Source organism: Burkholderia sp. BCC1640 (genome assembly GCF_902833125.1).
Taxonomy (GTDB): Bacteria; Pseudomonadota; Gammaproteobacteria; order Burkholderiales; family Burkholderiaceae; genus Burkholderia; species Burkholderia diffusa.
In genome coordinates, this window is record NZ_CADFEF010000029.1 from 1 (window position 1) to 17444 (window position 17444).

19 protein-coding genes and 1 pseudogene are annotated in these 17444 nt (G+C 61.8%); 8 read left to right on the plus strand and 12 right to left on the minus strand.

Features of this window, described 5'->3' with window-relative positions; translation table 11 throughout:
- Positions 1-221: 221 nt before the first annotated feature.
- Both HWX25_RS26110 and HWX25_RS26115 read right to left on the minus strand, forming a co-directional pair.
- Entirely contained in the window at positions 222-1079 is an 858-nt protein-coding gene (locus HWX25_RS26110) for a putative phage abortive infection protein (RefSeq protein ID WP_175911296.1), read from the minus strand.
- A 129-nt stretch (positions 1080-1208) separates the two neighbouring features.
- Positions 1209-2111, minus strand: coding sequence for an HNH endonuclease signature motif containing protein (locus tag HWX25_RS26115; RefSeq protein WP_175911298.1), 903 nt, complete (start codon positions 2109-2111; stop codon positions 1209-1211).
- Positions 2112-2185: 74 nt separating this feature from the next.
- Between HWX25_RS26115 and HWX25_RS26120 the strand changes: the two genes are divergently transcribed.
- Positions 2186-2365, plus strand: coding sequence for a hypothetical protein (locus HWX25_RS26120; protein WP_175911299.1), 180 nt, complete (start codon positions 2186-2188; stop codon positions 2363-2365).
- Between the two features lie 75 nt (positions 2366-2440).
- Here the strand turns inward: HWX25_RS26120 and HWX25_RS26125 are convergent, their stop codons facing one another.
- The 4 genes and pseudogenes from HWX25_RS26125 to HWX25_RS26135 form a co-directional block, all read right to left on the minus strand.
- Positions 2441-3313 carry a hypothetical protein gene (locus tag HWX25_RS26125; protein ID WP_175911300.1) on the minus strand — a complete coding sequence of 291 codons (873 nt, stop codon included), beginning with the start codon at positions 3311-3313 and terminating at the stop codon, positions 2441-2443.
- 261 nt (positions 3314-3574) lie between these two features.
- A pseudogene (locus tag HWX25_RS33515) lies at positions 3575-3963 on the minus strand (integrase); the annotation flags it as partial.
- Between the two features lie 60 nt (positions 3964-4023).
- Positions 4024-5115, minus strand: coding sequence for an FkbM family methyltransferase (locus tag HWX25_RS26130; protein WP_175911301.1), 1092 nt, complete (start codon positions 5113-5115; stop codon positions 4024-4026).
- A gap of 702 nt (positions 5116-5817) precedes the next feature.
- Entirely contained in the window at positions 5818-6282 is a 465-nt protein-coding gene (locus HWX25_RS26135) for a hypothetical protein (RefSeq protein WP_059818131.1), read from the minus strand.
- Between the two features lie 316 nt (positions 6283-6598).
- Here HWX25_RS26135 and HWX25_RS26140 point away from each other — a divergent pair, with 316 nt between their 5' ends.
- A complete protein-coding gene (locus tag HWX25_RS26140; protein WP_175911302.1) occupies positions 6599-7006 on the plus strand; it encodes a hypothetical protein in 408 nt (135 codons plus the stop codon).
- 811 nt (positions 7007-7817) lie between these two features.
- Here the strand turns inward: HWX25_RS26140 and HWX25_RS26145 are convergent.
- Positions 7818-8561: a DUF695 domain-containing protein gene (locus tag HWX25_RS26145; RefSeq protein ID WP_059691771.1), complete on the minus strand. Its 744-nt coding sequence runs from the start codon at positions 8559-8561 to the stop codon at positions 7818-7820.
- Positions 8562-8764: 203 nt separating this feature from the next.
- Between HWX25_RS26145 and HWX25_RS26150 the strand changes: the two genes are divergently transcribed.
- The gene (locus HWX25_RS26150) at positions 8765-9073 is read left to right on the plus strand and encodes a phosphatidylserine/phosphatidylglycerophosphate/cardiolipin synthase (protein ID WP_175911303.1); all 309 of its coding nucleotides are present in this window, start codon (positions 8765-8767) and stop codon (positions 9071-9073) included.
- 121 nt (positions 9074-9194) lie between these two features.
- A complete protein-coding gene (locus HWX25_RS26155) occupies positions 9195-9668 on the plus strand; it encodes a VOC family protein (protein WP_175911304.1) in 474 nt (157 codons plus the stop codon).
- Between the two features lie 76 nt (positions 9669-9744).
- Here HWX25_RS26155 and HWX25_RS26160 read toward each other — a convergent pair whose 3' ends face one another.
- On the minus strand, positions 9745-10716 hold the full coding sequence (locus HWX25_RS26160; RefSeq protein WP_175911305.1) for a sensor domain-containing diguanylate cyclase: 972 nt from the start codon (positions 10714-10716) through the stop codon (positions 9745-9747).
- 82 nt (positions 10717-10798) lie between these two features.
- On the opposite strand from HWX25_RS26160, the gene HWX25_RS26165 reads away from it, so the two are divergent.
- Both HWX25_RS26165 and HWX25_RS26170 read left to right on the plus strand, forming a co-directional pair.
- Entirely contained in the window at positions 10799-10975 is a 177-nt protein-coding gene (locus HWX25_RS26165; protein ID WP_175911306.1) for a hypothetical protein, read from the plus strand.
- A 33-nt stretch (positions 10976-11008) separates the two neighbouring features.
- The gene (locus tag HWX25_RS26170; protein ID WP_175911308.1) at positions 11009-11227 is read left to right on the plus strand and encodes a hypothetical protein; all 219 of its coding nucleotides are present in this window, start codon (positions 11009-11011) and stop codon (positions 11225-11227) included.
- Between the two features lie 180 nt (positions 11228-11407).
- Here the strand turns inward: HWX25_RS26170 and HWX25_RS26175 are convergent, their stop codons facing one another.
- Together HWX25_RS26175 and HWX25_RS26180 are read right to left on the minus strand one after the other, a co-directional pair.
- Complete coding sequence (locus HWX25_RS26175) at positions 11408-12031, minus strand: phospholipase D family protein (RefSeq protein WP_175911310.1); 624 nt, start codon at positions 12029-12031, stop codon at positions 11408-11410.
- Positions 12032-12238: 207 nt separating this feature from the next.
- The gene (locus HWX25_RS26180; protein WP_175911311.1) at positions 12239-12709 is read right to left on the minus strand and encodes a helix-turn-helix domain-containing protein; all 471 of its coding nucleotides are present in this window, start codon (positions 12707-12709) and stop codon (positions 12239-12241) included.
- A 169-nt stretch (positions 12710-12878) separates the two neighbouring features.
- On the opposite strand from HWX25_RS26180, the gene HWX25_RS26185 reads away from it, so the two are divergent.
- Together HWX25_RS26185 and HWX25_RS26190 are read left to right on the plus strand one after the other, a co-directional pair.
- The gene (locus HWX25_RS26185; RefSeq protein ID WP_175911313.1) at positions 12879-13316 is read left to right on the plus strand and encodes a PaaI family thioesterase; all 438 of its coding nucleotides are present in this window, start codon (positions 12879-12881) and stop codon (positions 13314-13316) included.
- A gap of 202 nt (positions 13317-13518) precedes the next feature.
- Entirely contained in the window at positions 13519-14571 is a 1053-nt protein-coding gene (locus HWX25_RS26190; RefSeq protein ID WP_175911314.1) for an NADP(H)-dependent aldo-keto reductase, read from the plus strand.
- Positions 14572-14635: 64 nt separating this feature from the next.
- Here HWX25_RS26190 and HWX25_RS26195 read toward each other — a convergent pair whose 3' ends face one another.
- Together HWX25_RS26195 and HWX25_RS26200 are read right to left on the minus strand one after the other, a co-directional pair.
- The gene (locus tag HWX25_RS26195; protein WP_175911315.1) at positions 14636-15922 is read right to left on the minus strand and encodes an MFS transporter; all 1287 of its coding nucleotides are present in this window, start codon (positions 15920-15922) and stop codon (positions 14636-14638) included.
- 35 nt (positions 15923-15957) lie between these two features.
- A complete protein-coding gene (locus HWX25_RS26200; RefSeq protein ID WP_175911316.1) occupies positions 15958-17379 on the minus strand; it encodes a M20 family metallopeptidase in 1422 nt (473 codons plus the stop codon).
- Between the last annotated feature and the right edge of the window lie 65 nt (positions 17380-17444).

The following is a 17444-nucleotide window of genomic DNA, read 5'->3' on the forward strand; positions in this document are numbered from 1 at the left end:
TCATGGTCATCGGGATCATCCCCAAACACCCTGCCTGAAAAACTAGCAGGATAGGTTGATTGCCCGGCTCAGTTTTCAGTCGGCGCGATCCCTACAAGTGGCTCAATTTCCGGTCGGCGTAAACATACAATTGAAACGGCCTTAAAATCTAGTCAGGTATCCCCGCATTCGCATGGTTCCAAGCGCAGGTTAAATTTCCGGGCTCGGCAGGGGCGAGCGGGTCAGGCGTCCTTGAAGATTTGAATAAATATCCTTCTTTTCCAAAGTTTAATTTCTTTGGTGGATAGTTTTTTGATTGTGCTCTGCCACTCAAATGATATTTCTGGAAATAGGGTGTCTATTGATGTTGGCTTGTCGAGCGTAAAAAACATTTTTGGAATATTTTTTATGACATCGTATTTTGATAGTAGGCCGCTCTCACTCCACGCTCGCCCAAGGTGCGATATGGAATTCATTGCTAGAAGCCCTTGCTCGTGATTGCTGAGTTTTGTTCGAACGACTTTGGCAAGAATTTGTTTGTCTCTCTTGTCGATGTTGGATGAGTCAATGAAACTATATATTCCATATAGATTTCTGTAATAATTTGAAAGTCGACTCTGATGACCTCTTAAGGAGGTTTGACGGTTTTCTGTCGACTTATCGCGCGTACGGGCAATTTCGTTCGAGATCAATCCGATCGATGAGTCATCGTAATTGGAGAGTTCCGCCCGAGCTAACCATGTTGGACCCAGTAGCATAAACGTATAGGCGATATCTATCTTCGAATGAAGATCCCATGGCATTGCCTTTGTGGACGATATTTTCGAAACAATTTTATACGCATAGTTAAACTCGCTTAAGAAAATCTTGAAAACATCTCTTCCGATGCAGTTGGAGTATGTTAGTGATTCAACTATTGAATCATGAGTTTTTGTCATTTCCGAAAATATGGAAAATATTCTTGACCTGTCCTCGGTTTTTCGTGTCAAAGAGAATGTTCTGTAGACGAAGAAAATCGTGATGGCCGTTCCGATAAGACTTATAAGTGTTCCCCAATATCCGCCGATGTAGTCCCCGATTGCGCCGAACTTGGCGGTCACCTCCGGGCTGTCCGTGTTGTTTGGGAAATGCGTAATAAAATCCGGGAGTGTCATAATTCTTATTTGATTTAAGTATTTGTTGGATCGTTTTTTGAAAATCGCCCGTATGTAAATTTAATTCGGGATGGTCTAGGCAAACTTGTACCGGGTGCGATGGCGGGCGAGGAAGATTCGGTTGCCCCTCGTGAGACTCCGCAGCGATGTATACCTGTCGAGCCCCAGGAGTTGTTGATCTCGTTCAGATAGGTTTGGCCCAATCAATAGACCACCGCCCTGGTCAAACGAGATCAGGCCTTTGTCAAAAAGCCGATCAATATGCGGGGCGAGCAACAATCCATTGTCAGGATCGATCCGCTCGTCGTTCGTGCTGAGGCTCCAGGCGTGGATATGTGAGGCGACGAGAAGGTCGGTGTTTGCAAGGCCCGTAAGCGAACATTGGTTGTTCCATCTCTTAAGCAGATCTGTCCGAAATTTTCCCTGGCCGACCCGGGCTTTCACAATTGCATCTCGGGTCGTTTTCGACACCTTCTTTCCGTTTCCACCATCGGTCACGAGCGCCTCTTCGAAGCGTTCGATCATCTGCGACGACTCGAGCAGGTACGTGCCGGCATCTTGCGGCAAACGCGCCATATAAATTTGCTTGAGCGTTCCGGCGCTTGTGAATAGAGGGGGTGACGTGCGGTGGTCGAACCGGGATATGAACTCACCCGAGACTTCGTCACGAAACACAGGCGTCTTTAGTTCCGTCAGTTCGACATCGACTCGGTGCCCACTGGCATTCCATTCGGAGAAGGAGCGGCTCGGGGGACGCGGAGCCAAATATGAATCCTTGACCGCCCTAGCGATATGAGAAATCCGTTGGCTATGGCAGCAGAAGATCAAGTCACCCGCTTTAACAGCCGCCACGTTGTCCCAGTGCTCTAAGCGCTGTTCCTTCCCGGACTGAGTGATCGTGTGTTGTGGTGCCCAGAGGAAATTACCGCTGAGAACTTCATTGATGGTCAGCCCGACGTTTACCCAGTAGAACTTCATTGCCCCGTAGCCCTGATTGTTGTGTTCGTGAGACGTTACCTCTCTTTACTCGAGAGTGGAAGGGGGCGGGCGGAATGAATGGCAACGTTCAGGCGGGTCGTTCGCCGCGTAATGCCCCGAATCCCATCACCCGATCGATCGGGATCCTGTGGCCGAAAGACTTGGAGGAAAGGCTGATGGCGTCGAACGCCGAAGTGGCTAGGGCGACGCTGCAGCTTTACCCGGCGGACGATACGGTGTTCGAGTCGAGCTGATACAGATTTATGCCGAATCCAACGGGACGCAAATTGTACATGTGGCGCTCGTTCGGCTGCGATAGCAAGAAATTATCACGCGCCGTTCTGCTGTGCCTGAAACTGCGCCTCAAATTTCGCTATCATTTCTGCGAGAAAGCGCTCTGCATTCGCTGCGTTTTGCGCGTATACATGTTGGAGTGTGGCCGGGTTGTCACCAGCAATAGAGAACTCTGCGCGGATAGCAGCGATAGCGGCTATGACCTTCCTAGCCACGTCGGGCTGAAATTGAAGTAACGATTTAAGAAACTCTATCTGAGCAGCACTCAATCTCAACGCTGATGCTTCGCGCCGAGCAGTCCAATGGTTGATCTGCTCCTGCGTGAAATTGATCTGTGCTTCGAGAAAACTGGCTTTCTGAGGATCCAGCGGCCCTTGAAACAACATGTCAGTCTGCATTTGCACCCAGCGTCCATGGTCGCCGATAGCCCGCTCGACAATTGAATTGTCAGCGACCATCTGATCGTGAGCTTGTAATAGCGGCTGACGGCTCACGAGAAGTTGGGTGAACATCAAACGCATAGCGTCGGCCAGACTGCCAAGTGCGGTGACGGTGTCGTGACTGCCGATAGCACTCGCCTTTGAAGTTTTCGCGACCATTTCGCTATACGAGTCTGTGACCTTCGCTTGCAATACAGCGGGATCGGACATTGACCCCATCGTGGTAAACGCTAATGAAATGGACTCGATAGCTGGAATGTAAATGTCTCTTCGCAACTGCATCTCGCGTTCAATCGCCTTCTGCCTGGTGTCGTGATCGAGTTGCTGTGTATGTCGCCGTGACAGGCCGAAGTTTGTTATCAAAACGCCCAGCACTGTGATGAGGGAGCCAACAATTCCTGACCAGACTACGTCGGGGATTGACGTCAGGGAACTATGGGCAGTGGCGATTGTTGTGCAGTCAGGCATCTACATTCCCCAATGACGGCAGCTTTTTCCGGATTAGATGGATCATATCTGAACCTTGGAGACAGGGGAAATCGATGGCTATTTTTGCTGGAAGATGGCCGAACTAGCCTACGCTACACAAGACTGAGCGATGGTCGCACGTTCCAACGTCCTTGCGTAATGCATTGATTTTTCGTGGGAATGTATAAGGATTGTGATTCCTGTTGTCGTGGGTTCGAGTCCCATCAGCCACCCCACCGAATGCATTAACAAAACAGGCGCTTAGGCGCCTGTTTTGCTTTGCGGGGGACAACTCGGGGACAATAGCGTCGATTCGAGCCTCGCCATCTCTAGAGCGTTCTGCTCACCATCCATCCATTTCGCGTACGTTGTCAGGAACATCCCGATGCTGTGCCCGAGCTGTTTCGCGCAAAAGGCTGAAGTCATTCCTGCCATCAGCATTGCCGTCGCGTAGCGATGCCGCATGTTGTAGGCCGGCGGTAGCGCATTCCGAGCCGTTTCAGAATCGGCGTCCAGAAACTTCGCCGGAATGCGCGCTCCTCTTCCCAACGGATGTTGTACCGCGGATCATGAAAGATTGCGGCGCCGGCGATCTGAGTGAATGAGTGCTGGCGGGTCAATACGGCCAAGGCCCGACTGTTTAGACGAACCGTGGTCGTCGCGACGATCGCGTATATCGGGCTGCAGGCGTACTATCGCCGCCGACGTAATCACGTGGATGAACCCGACTCCGCAGCGGCAGAGCTTTTTGTCGCAAAGAACCGTTTTATCGAGCGCAACGGTTGCGTGACTCGCCAACTTGATGACGTGAGAAGTGCGTTCCTCTCGCGCTCGAGTTCAGCGATTCGCTGCGAGTCTGCGACAACTTGCCTGCTGAGACAATCCCGTTCAGCTTCGAGCGAAGAGAGTTGCTGTCGAAGCTGATTCGAGTTGGCATCTACCGCCGCGGTGCGTGCCTCGGAATCAGCTGCAATGCGATGCGCCTCAGCGAGCACGTGTGCAGCGCGATCGAGAGTTGAAAGTCGCGCGATAAGATCGGACCGGTCGAATCCCGCAACGAGATTCGGGAATCGGAATTGCAGGGTGTGCTCGTAGCCGACAACGTACGCGTCGTTTTCCGAGGTCAGATCTAGATAACGCGTACCGTCGACGGCATATACGTAGGGGAAGATGCGCAGAAGTCGCTCACGAAACTCCGGATAGGTGATGCGCCGGAACATATTGAGGCAGAAATGGTTCATTTCTAGCACAACACGTGGCTTGAAGCGCTGCAGCGTCTCGCGACCACCTTCGAATACGTCGAGTTCGAATCCTTCCACGTCGATTTTAATAAAATCAATGTGGTCAAGTCCGAGCGAGGGGAATGCTTCGTCGAGTGTGCGCACCGGGACTTCAACTTGGAAATACCCGGCATTGGCGATTTGAAATTGATTGGCGACGAACGCGCCAGCTGAATCTCCTTCGGAGCCTTGCATGGGCACTGTTCCAGCCTGACTGCCGAGAGCGAAATTGTGTATTGCCACGTTGGAAAGCATGCCAACGTTCTTGGACAGATTCGCGAATGTGCGCGGCACCGGCTCGAAAGCGACTACTTTACCTTCACCGACTATCTGCGAAAGTGCGAGCGCAGTACAGCCGATATTGGCACCTATATCAAGCACCTGTGCGCCGTTGTCACACAGGACCGCGAGCATTGACACAAGCTGCGGTTCGAACGGGTCTGTCAGCTTTGCAATATAGCTGTCGTTCTCGTTGCCTTGGACGAGCCATCGCCGTCCGCCAATGCCAACACTGCGTTCCATAGATATCTCTCGAAAGAAATCGTTTGTGGACTGCCGTTGAAGCCGCTCGAAAGTATAACCTCAACACCGCCTCAAGCCGCCTCAAGGCGGCTTTTTCATTGCGGGCAATCAATGACGAGCGATCTCGCGGCGAGCGCTGCGAAGGTGGCGCACACAGTAGGCTGCAATTTTTGGCTGTGGCTGATCATCCACAGCGTCAATTGGTGGGTAGCCGTCGCGACGATCGCGTACGTCGGGCTGCAGGCGTACTACGTAGTCAAGAACAGTGGGAAGAGGGCATTGCTCGACGAGGCAACTGGACCGACCTGCAGATTGGCGGAATAGGCCAGTGTCTTGGCGCTAACCGCCAAAGCCTCACAGTCTTACGTTCATGTAATATTTCATTTCCTCGTGCCCTCAGCTTTGCAGGGCCGTTCGGTCCCGACAACCCGGAAGGCGTCGGGACATTTTTTTGCCTGCATGGCCGTCGTGCGACATCGCTCGCGACGCACGATTGCCGCACTTTCCCGGCCTCCATTACACATTGGTGAGCGACCTGCGCGTGCCGGCAACCCGAACCGTCACGCTGCGCAGCGCGACGTCACATGACGCGGAGCACATCGCTGGCGTGTGCACGTTGAACTGACAGAGCGCACATCGCCGCATCTTTCCGGCGGCATATTCGTCACGACCCGTTCCGCACAGGGTCGGGCGTCGCGTCCGTTATTCGCCGCAATACCGCACGAGCAAATCCGCCTCCGTTTCATGCACCTCGACCGGCAGGCTCGTCGCCCCGGCATACGCAAGATAGCGTGCGCGATGCTGACCGTTCCGGAACGACGCGACGCCGACTTTCGACAGGCCCGGAATGCCGAGGAGCGTCCGCGTTCTCGTCTCGCGAAAGGTGATGAAGGGCATCTCGGGAATACGGGGTTCGGCCGGGTCGAGGAAAGCGCGGATGCCGGCGGCCTTGCCGGGTGCCCAGTATTCAACCGAAGGCAGCACATAATCGGTCGTGTCGCGATCGGCGCAGGCGAGCAGCTTCGTCAGGTCGACCGTCACGACGCGATGGCGCGAGTCGTCGGAGGCGAATACCCGCTTGAGATGCGTGGAGGCATAGGCGGCATGTCCCGAAAGCGGGATGATCCAGACATCGACACCATCATGTTGTGCCCGGGCGAGTGACATTGTTTCCTTGGGTGGCGCAGTGATTATTGTGGCCCGAGTGTAGCAGCGCGACCGCGGCCGCGGAGCAGGCGGATACTCGGAATCGACAGGGCAAAATCGTGCGCGAAAAACCTCGGTGCGGAATCGATCGCGCAACGGATACCGGACGGGACGGCGGTGTATTTTCAGTCGAGATCGACAGCTCGCGAGAATATCGCGATACTGCCTGCCGGAATGACTTGCAGCCCCGAATTCACACAAGATTCACGCAGCGCGTGACGCCGGACTGGCGCAGCGCATCACAAGAAGCGAGAGGGCGGATTGGCCGGAGAAAGTCATGTCACCGGAACTTGAGATCGAATATCTCGATTACCGCTTCACGTCGACACTCGAAACGCGGGAAACGGGGCGGGTCGCCGTGGTCGACTGGCAACTGGATTCCATTTCGCGAGGCAAGACGTTCGCGTGGGTCGTGCTCGACCGTTTCCTTAAACGCAACGATTTCGCTGACGAGGACGACGCACGCGCCAATATCGTCGACTGGCTGGAGCAGCTGGTCAGCCCAAAGGGCGCGCCACTCGTCGAAATCCCCGCGTCGCAGGCGGCTGCCGCCGGTGCTGCAACCAGGGCAGTCGACAGCGATACTTCAACCGCAGAAGTCGTCAGCGATGTCGTCGTTGAAATCGTCAGCGATCTCGACTGGATCGACATGATTGCAGGATGGTTCACGGCCGACCCGGAGTAACGTCAGGTTCGCGCCGTTCCAAAGCGGGTGATTTCGATCGTGAAACGTCGTGTCACGAAAATCCGGAAAGAAAATCCGCTCATTCAAGGGAAGGCGGAATGACGCAACTTTGACGAGGTGCGCGTTGCCGGAGATTGACGCGCGATTAAAAAATCGCCGATATAAATCAAAAAATCCGGACTCGAAACATAAAAGGAAGAACGCTGCTGACTGCCGGCGTAATCGTCGCCGCCGTCATTCAGGTCGACGATTGCCTCACGAAGGGCGGCAAGGCCGTGCGCGTGCTCGCGACACCCGTCCCGCTGGCGGCCGACGGCGTGATGATGATCGGTGCCATCGTGTCGTTTCCGTGATCGTCGTGATCGCCGCACCGGCCGCCGGCGTCGCGCTCGGACCGTGACGTGCCGCACGCGGGACCAGGCACGCGAGCTTTCCGCTTGAAAGGGTGAGTTGCCGCACAGACGGTCGCACGGGCCACGATCACAATCTGGCCGGTTGACCGTTCTACCCCGGCCCGGTCAACCATTTCCCCGCTCGCTCGCGCAGGAGCGGGGGCTTTTTCCCCGCACGACGCATGCAAGCCGCGTCGGCGGAAACGGACAGGCGTTCGGCAGGCGGCGTTTCGCGCCACGGCATCCGTTCGCCTGATCCGCATGAATCGCTTTCCTCGTGCCTGGGCGGTTGCCTGGGCCCATCGCCGGTTACGGCCGGCGATGCCTTGGTCCCGGCGGCGCGCCGTCGCGCTACCGGGATGCTTTTTGTACCGAACCCGTCAAGGTCCGACACGCGCGCAACGCGCGTGCCGGCGGGGTCAGCCCGCCTGCTCGACGCTGGTTTCCCAGCCGTCGTATTCGCCGCCGAGCGAACGCACCTCGCGATTGATTTCGAGCGTATGGCGCGTGATGTCGGCCAGCGCCATCGTGCCTTCGTGCGCAAACCGCACGGCCGATTTGCCGTCTTCGGTCGGCGCGACCGATTCGACCAGATAGCCTTTCGACTCGGCCCAGTCGGCGAACTGGTGCGCATCGCTCGGTTCAGGGAAGTAAGCCCAGTGCATCACGCGCCGGCTCACGTCGCTCACGTCGCCTTTCTGCCGCAGCGCCTCGAGCACGCGCATGTCGCGCATCAGTTGCCAGTCGTCGTCGGTCGGGTAGAGCGTGCGCCAGTACGTTTCCTTGTCCGGATCGTCCTGGAATGCGTACTGAAGCGCGTAGGTCGTGCGCTCGGCCAGCGAGTCGACGATCTCGCCCGCGGTCTCCTCGTCGAACGGCACGTAGAACAGGAAATCCTGATTGCCGTCGACCGTGATGCGGCCAACCTGCACGCCGTTTTTCGCGGTCACTGCGGCGTCCAGCAGATCTTCGATGTTCGTGAGACCGGCGAACTCGTCGCTGCTCGGCAGGCCGTCGGGTGTCGGATGCTCGAGCGCGACACGCACGCTGAGCAGCGACGTGCGCGGATCGCTTTCGGCGATTTCCGCAAAGCCGTGATTGAAGCTGATGAAGGCCTGATGGTCGCCCATTCTGGCAGGGAAGGTTCCCCAGGCGTCGGTCATGTGTTTCTCCCGTGCACGATTGTCTGTTGACGGTTGCAAAGCGTCCCAATGTATCATCGAAAATCGCGTTGGCCGAAGCCGCGCGCGGGGATGATCGTGCGTCAGGCTGGCCTGGTGGCGGTTGAACTCGCGGGCTGTCGCGCCATCGTCGGCTTCCGTCGTCCGGCGTTCGTCCGGCCGCAACCGTTTCGAAGGAGATCCCGATGTCGATGTTCGCGGTGAATGGTGTCCGAATCGACGTGCGCAGCGCACGTGTGACGCACGTGCGCTGGGCGGCCGTCAATCCGGCGGACAGGTCGTGGGCGGCGACGCCGAGCGAGGCGTCGGTGGCGGAAGTTGCGCGCGCGCTTGCGGCCGGCGACGACGTTCGCGCCGTATTCGACGAAGCGGACGGGACGGCGGTGGGGCCGAGACTGAAGCGCGTGCTTTATCGCGACGCGTCGGAAGGGATCGAACTCGACATCGATGCGACGAGCGAGTCGCGTACGTTGCGTGACCTTCCGCAGATCTGAGAAAAAAATATCCGCAGGCGTGTCGATTTCGGTCGAGTCCGTCCGTCGTAGCATCGGAGGCGTGCGCATCGTGCGTCCGTCCTGATTTCCGATTCGATAACCGACTGAAGGAGCGACACCCATGGCCACGTCCGTCAACCCGATCCCGGAAGGGATGCGCACGCTGACCCCGCATCTGATCTGCGCCGGCGCAGCCGCCGCCATCGACTTCTACAAGCGTGCGTTCAACGCGACCGAACGGTTTCGCCTGCCGACCCCGGACGGCCGGCTTGCGCACGCGTGCCTCGCAATCGGCGATTCGACGCTGATGCTCGTCGATGAAATGCCGGAGCACGGCGCACTCGGGCCGAAGACGCTGAACGGCACGCCGGTCTGCCTCCACCTGTTCGTGCCGGACACCGATGCGGCGATCGTGCAGGCCGTCGCGGCCGGCGCGACCGTCAGAATGCCGGCCACCGATATGTTCTGGGGCGATCGCTACGGCCAGGTAGAGGACCCGTTCGGCCATCGCTGGTCGATCGCGACCCACCAGCGCGACTTGACGCCCGAGCAGATCGCGGAAGCGATGGCGAGTGCGCCGCCGTGCGGAAGCTGACCGAACGGCGCATATCGGACCAAGCGCGGCTGGCGGCAGCGGCGGAGGCGCGTATCGGCGAGCGGTTGATCCGCGCTCAGGCGCCGGCGGCTTTGCCGCGCTGCTTGTCCTCGTACATGCGGCGATCGGCCGATTCGAGCAGGTCGGCTACCGCACGATGTTGCGCGGGATCGTATGCGACGTAGCCGACACTGAACCGGATCGCATAGCCGCGTGCGTCGGCCGCGTTGCGCAGCGCGAGCGCCTGCGTGACGCGCTCGATCGGCTCGCCGACGTCGGCCGGATCGCTGGCGCTCAACAGCACGACGAATTCGTCGCCGCCGAGTCGGGCGATCACGTCGCTGTCGCGCAGCGCACCGGTCAGCGTGTCCGCGAAGGCCATGAGCGCGCGGTCGCCTTCGGCATGGCCGAAGCGGTCGTTGATCGCCTTGAAGCCGTTCAGGTCGAAGAACAGCAGTACCGCGTGCCGGCCCATGCGCTCGCACAGGCTCAGCACGTGGCGCCCGAGAATCTCGAAGCCTCGCCGGTTCGTCAGTTGGGTCAGCTCGTCGGTCGTCGCGAGATGCAGCGCCGCGATTTCGCGTTCGGTCATGTGCGCGAGATCACCGAGCAGCGCGAGTTCGTCGACGGAGAGGTCGCGCGGCCGCGTGTCGATCAGGCACAGCGTGCCGACGGGTGCGCCGTTCGGCGCGGCAAGCGGCCGGCCCGCATAGAAGCGGATGCCGGGCTGGCCGGTGACGAGCGGATTGTCGTGGAAGCGATCGTCGTTGCGCGCGTCCTGGATCACCATCGTTTCGTCGGCGAGCAGCGCATGTGCGCAGAACGAGACGTCGCGCGAGGTCTGCGTGGCGTCGAGGCCCGGATGACTCTTGAACCACTGGCGATTCTCGTCGACGAGGCTGACGAGTGCGATCGGAACGTCGAACAGCCGGCGCGCCAGGCGCGTGAGGCGGTCGAACCGTTCTTCCGGTGGCGTGTCGAGGATCGACAACGAATGAAGCGTCTCGAGCCGGGCCGCCTCGTCGACCGGTTTGGAAGCAATCTGCATTGGCCTTTGTCTCTGGTCCCGGCTGCGAAGCCGGTCATCGATCGTCTGGATGTCGCTCGGAGCGTGCGAAAGCCGTCGGCGCATGCTTGCCGAACTCGCCGCGCATGCCGAACAGTATCGCGCATTCGCCATCGCGCTGCACGTCGTGTTGTGCGGCGTTGCCATGTCGATGCGACACGAACGCTTCACATGTCATGCGTCGCTGCGGGACAAGCAATTTGAGGCCCGGCGGCTCAAGCTCTCCGGTGCGATGCCGTAAACAGGGCAAGATCAATCGCTCATCCACCGCACCATGGTCCGAATTCTCTACGCGGGATATCTCGCGTTGGCGCTGTATCTGCTCTATCCGATGATTCAGAACCCGCTGACCTTCAGTACGGACTGCGTACTCGGTGCGCTGCCGGGCGGGACGCGCGATCGACCGAAGCCTTCGGCCAGCGATGCGCATGCGCATGCGAGCCGGTGTGCCGCGACCACGCAGATCGCGGAGCGGTCGGCCGACATCCACTGATTTCATCAACCGATTCCACCGATCGCGGCGCCGTCGCGCCCGGTGTGCAGGCCATTCGGCCAGGTTGACCGGCATGCAATGCGCACCGATCATCGACGACATGACGGCGCGAATGCACGCAACGATGCGCGTCGGCCGCGCCGCATGCGAACGGCGCGTGGTGATCGCATGCGCGAAGGGTCAGTACGACGAGCGGTACGGCGTACCCTGGTCGAAGCGGCTTTGCCAATGCGCAAGGTAGCGCGACGCGAGTTGCGGATTGTTCCAGACCACGACGACGTTTTCGGAATTGCGGCTGGCTGCCGAGGCACTGTAGTTGAAAGAGCCCGTCTCGACGTGCTCGGCATCGACCACGACATACTTGTCGTGGTGGATCGCATAGGCGTCGATCGTGCGTGTGGGAATGCCCGCGTTGACGAGCAGGTTCAGTGCCTGCTTGCTGCTCTTCGCGCGATTGCCCTTGTCGTCCACGACGACCGCGACATTCACGCCGCGCCGCTTCGCGGCGAGCAGCGCGCGCGTGACGGGCGGCGACGTGAACGAGTAAGCGGCCACGCGAATCGAGGTGCGTGCGGCGCCGATTGCCTTCAGGACGAGCGCCTCGGCACCGCCGTCGGGCGAGAACGCAGATTCGACGACCTGCGTTGTGGGCGCCTCATGGGTCGGGGCCGGTAGAAGTTGCGCGATGAAGTCGATCGCTTGCTGCAGCAGCGATTCGGTTTGCGTCTTGCCGAAGGCGGCGAAGGGCGTGGCGAGCAGGGAAGCGGCGAGGCAGGCAGCAGCGAGGCGTTGGCGCGACAACATCTTGGACAGCGAATGGTTTTGAGACAGCGGGCCGTGAGTGTAACGCAGACACGGCGGCGCGGTCACGCCCGGATGTGAATGCGCGACATCGTGTGATAGTCCGGCGCGGTCGACGTGATGACGTTCATCGTGTCGAGCGGTATCTGCATCGGCTCCGTGATCGTGCGGCGCTGCCATGCGCGCTCGACCCTCGCTACGCGCCATGCGTCAGTCGGCCGCCTCGCGTGCGATCCATCCGGGCCCGGGCTCCGGCTGCACGTCGTGCGCATCGAGCGGCTCGCCGCATGCCGAGCACACCGCGACCGCATGCATCAGCTGACCGCAGGTGCGATGACGCAATTGCACCGGCGGCCCCTGGCCGTCGTCCTTCCAGCGATCGCCCCATGTCATCAGCGCGAGCAGGGCCGGGTAGAGGTCGAGGCCTTTTTCCGTCAACCGGTACTCGAAACGCGGCGGGCGCTCCTGATACGCGCGCTTGACCAGCACGCCTTCGTCGACGAGGCGAGCGAGCCGCTCGGCCAGGACGTGGCGCGTGAGGCCCAGTTGCGTCTGGAACGAATCGAAGCGGCGGCAGCCGAGAAACGCGTTGCGCAGGATCAGCATGGTCCACCGATCGCCGAGCACGGCGAGCGTGCGCGCGACCGAACAGTTCAGCGTGCCGATGTCATCCCATTTCATGATCGAGTCTCGTGCGACGGTTCAGCGAAGGAGCGGGTTCGATTATAGAACTTGCCTTCGGTTGCAACGGGCGGTGGCTGCGTTGACAAGCCCGGTGCGGTTGTCAATAATCAGTTCCAATTTAGAACTTACTCGCGCGGCAACGCGCTTTCAATCAGGAGACAACCCGATGAATCCGCTTTCCCTGTCCGGTCTGGAACTGCTGCGCGCGGCGGCGGCGGGCGATCTGCCGCTCGCGTCGATCTCGGAAACGATCCCGATGCGGCCGCTGGGTGTCGAGCTCGGCTACGTGAAGATGTCCGCGCGTGCGGACGGCCGGCACCTGAATCCGCTCGGTGGCGTGCACGGCGGGTTCGCCGCGACGGTGCTCGACTCGGTCACGGGCTGCGCGGTGCATTCGATGCTCGACGCGGGCGTCGGTTACGGCACGGTCGACCTCCACGTGAAAATGCTGCGCCCCGTGCCGCGCGACGTCGACCTGGTCGCGGAGGGACGCGTGATTCACCTGTCGCGTTCGCTCGGCGTGGCGGAAGGCACGCTGAAGACGCCGGACGACAAGATCGTTGCGCACGCATCGGCAACCTGCTTCATTCAGCGGCCGCAGTGACGCAGCGGGCCGGCGTCGTTACGCCGGCCCGGTTCGTCCGGCATGATCCGGACCGCGGCCGCGCCCGCGAAGGCCGCTGTACCCCGAATGGGCGAGCTCGAGCGCACATCGCAGGCGGCCTGTAAGCGAACGCACCGGCCATCTGAAGCGTTCGTTTCAATGTGATAGCGTTCCTGCTTTCCACTGACGCGACAGGAACAGCATGGAATACCGCACACTCGGCAATTCGGGCATCGAGGTCAGCCTGATCGGTCTCGGCACGATGACGTGGGGCGAGCAGAATTCTGAACGCGACGCCCACGAGCAGATCGATTACGCGCTCGGGCAGGGCGTCACGCTGATCGATGCCGCGGAAATGTACCCGGTGCCGCCGAAGCCCGATACGCAGGGGCGCACGGAGCAGTACATCGGCACCTGGCTCGCGCAGCATCGGGCGCAGCGCGACCGAATCGTGCTCGCGACGAAGATCGCGGGCCCGGCGCGGCAGCCGCACAATCCGCGTCATATTCGCGGCGAAGGCAACCAGTTCGACCGCAAGAACCTGACCGAGGCGCTCGACGGCAGCCTCAGGCGCTTGCAGACCGACTATGTCGACCTGTATCAGCTGCACTGGCCCGATCGCAGCACGACGACGTTCGGCCGCCCCGCGTATCCGTGGGTCGACGACGCGTACACGGTGCCGATCGAGGAAACGCTGGGCGTGCTCGCGGAATTCGTGAAGGCCGGCAAGGTCCGCGCGATCGGCGTGTCGAACGAAACGCCGTGGGGCGTCGCGCAGTTCCTGCGCGCGGCCGAGAAGCTCGGCTTGCCACGCATCGCCAGCATCCAGAATCCGTACAGCCTGCTGAACCGCACGTTCGAGAACGGCCTGTCCGAGTTCACGCATCGCGATGGCATCGGCCTGCTCGCGTATTCGCCGCTCGCGTTCGGCTGGCTGTCCGGCAAGTACGAGAACGGCGCGCGTCCGGCCGGCGCGCGCATCACGCTGTTCGAGCGCTTCCAGCGTTATAGCAAGCCGCAGGCCGTCGAGGCGACGTCGCGCTACGTCGCGCTCGCGAAACGGCACGGGCTGTCGCCCGCGCAGCTCGCGCTCGCGTTCGTCAACAGCCGGCCGTTCGTGCGCAGCAACCTGGTCGGCGCGACGTCGCTCGCGCAACTGAAGGAGAACATCGGCAGCATCGACGTGACGCTGTCCGACGAGATCCTCGCCGAGATCGACGCGCTGCACGAACGGCAGCCGAACCCGGCGCCGTAAACGGCGAGCGGCCCGCGCGGCACGGTGCCGCGACGGGCCGCGTCCGACGCGCATTGCCGCAGGGTCAGCGCATCCCGAACCGCGTGCGCGCGACCAGCAGTGCCACGAGACTCAGCACCGCGCAACCCATCAGGTACAGCGCCGGCGACAGCCGATTGCCGGTCGCGCTGATCAGCCATGTGATCACGAACGGCGCGAAGCCGCCGAACAGCGTGACGCCCGTGTTGTAGCTGACGGCGAGGCCGGTCGCGCGGGTCTGCGACGGAAACAGTTCGGCCATCAGCGCCGGCAGCGCGCCGCAGTACGTCGCCTTCAGCAGCCCGATCCACATCAGCGCCGCGAGCATCGTCGCGAACGACGCGTGATGCGTGAGCCACACGAACGTCGGCCATACGGTGGCGAGCATCAGCACGGCCGCTGCCGCCATCACGCGGATCCGCCCGGTGCGGTCGGACAGATGGCCGACGAGCGGTGTGACGAGCGTCAGCACGAAGCCGGTCGCGAGCGTCGCCGCGAAGCCCGTCGATGCCGGCAGCCCGAGCTGCTTGATCGCATACGTCGGCATGTACAGCACCATGTAGTTGATCGCGGTCGAGATCACGAGCACCCCGATCGCCAGCAGCACGCGCATCTTCTGGTCCGCGAACAGCTCGCGCACGGGCGCTTCGGAGCGCGCCTGCGTCTTGAACTCGACCCCCTCGTCGACGTAGCGGCGGATGTAGAGCCCCACCGGGCCGATCGCGAGGCCGAACAGGAACGGTACGCGCCACCCCCAGCTTTCGAGTTGCGCGACGCTCAGCGTCGACGTCAGCAGCGCACCGAAGCCCGATGCGAGCAGTGTCGCGAGGCCCTGGCTCGCGAACTGCCAGCTCGACATGAAGCCGCGCCGCTGCGGCGCGTGTTCGACGAGGAACGCGGTCGAGCTCGCGAATTCGCCGCCGGCGGAAAAGCCCTGCATCAGCCGCGACAGCATGATCCCGAGCGGCGCGAGGATGCCGATCGATGCATAGGTCGGCATCAGCGCGATCAGCAGCGTGCCGACCATCATCATCCCGATCGACAGCAGCAGCGACGCCTTGCGGCCCGCGCGGTCCGCGTAGGCGCCGAGCACGAAGCCGCCGATCGGCCGGATCAGGTAGGAGAGCCCGAACGTGCCGAGCGTGAGCAGCAGCGACGTCGCCTCGCTCGTCGTGGGGAAGAACAGCTTGGCGATCGTCACCGCGAAAAAGCCGTAGACGATCAGGTCGAACCATTCGAGCGCATTGCCGATCGACGCGGCGAAGATGATGCGCCGGATCTTCGCGGCGCTGGGTCGCGCGGCGTCCTGTGAGGTCAGGGTGGTCGTATTCATCGTGTGAGCAGGTCCCGAGAAAGGGGCGAAGCGCGTTACAGGGCGGCGCCGGCCGCGGCGGGTGCCGCGCGGCGAACGGGCGGCGCGGCCTCGCCGAGATCCCAGAAGAGGCCGGCCATCATCTGCAGTCCCTCGCGCACGACGCTCGCGAGCAGGTGCTCGTCGGGCGCGTGCTGCGAGCACGCCGGATACGAGTGCGGCACCCACAGCGTCGGCAGCCCCAGCGTATCGGCGAACACTTCGTTCGGCAGCGTGCCGCCGAGGTTCGGCAGGATCGCGGGCTTCTTGCCGGTCGTGCGCGCGAGCGACGCGACAGCCCAGCGGACCCACGGATCGTCCGGCGGCAGGCGCGTCGCCGGCGCGCCGCGTTCGACGTCGATCTCGATGTCGGCGAAGCCGTGCGCATCGAGATGCGCGCGCAGATGCGCATGCAGCGCTTGCCAGTCGGTGCCGACTACGAAACGCAACTGGCAGTGCGCGTATGCGACGGGCGGAATCGCATTGACCGGGTGATCGGGATTGCCGGCCTTGAACGCGAGAATCTCGAACGTATTCCAGCCGAACACGCGCTCGGCGGCCGAGAGGCCCGGCTCGCCCCAGTCGGCGTCGAGCGCCGGATCGCCGGGGCCGCCGCCGACGGACAGGTCGGCGAGCGCGGCGCGCACGGCGGCCGGGATCGGCGGCGGGCGCAGCCCGGCGACGCGGATCGCGCCGCGCGCGTCGACGAGGCTCGCGAGCGCGTTCGCGAGCACGGTCGCCGGGTTGCGCAGCAGGCCGCCCCAGTTGCCCGAGTGATGGCCGCCATCGCGTGCGCGCAGGCTCAGCTTGAAGTTGACCGAACCGCGCGAGCCGAGGAACACGGTCGGCCGTTCGGCGGTGAGGCGCGGCCCGTCGGACGCGATCAGCACGTCGGCCGCGAGCGCGTCGCGCTCCTGGCGGCACAGTGCGTCGAGGCCCGGCGACCCCGTTTCCTCGCCCATCTCGATCAGCAGTTTCGCGTTGAAGCCGAGCCGGCCGCCGCGCGCGGCGAGCACGCTCGCCAGCGCGGCCAGGTTGATCGTGTGCTGGCCCTTGTTGTCGGCACTGCCGCGGCCGTACCAGCGATCGCCGTCGACGGTCAGCGTCCACGGCGACAGCGGCGCGCGCCATTGCGCGTCGTAGCCGCGCACGACGTCGCCGTGACCGTAGACGAGCACGGTCGGCAGCGCGTCGTCCTCGTGGCGCGACGCCAGCAGGAACGGGCCGCCGCCGTCGACGGGGTTCTCGACGATGCGCGACGTAAAACCCAGACGCGCGGCCTCCGGCGCGATCTCGTCGGTCAGGTAGGCGCGCAGCGCGGCGCTCGAGCCGCTGTCCTGGCTTTCGGTGCGCAGGCCGACGCGGTGGCTCAGGGTCGTGAAAAACGCGCCCGATTCGAACTGGGTCAGCGCGTGCTGGATGGCGGCGGTACGGCTCAAGACGTGTCTCCTGTATCGGTTTTCCCGCGGGTGCGGGCGCGCACGGCCGAGAGTGCGATCGATTC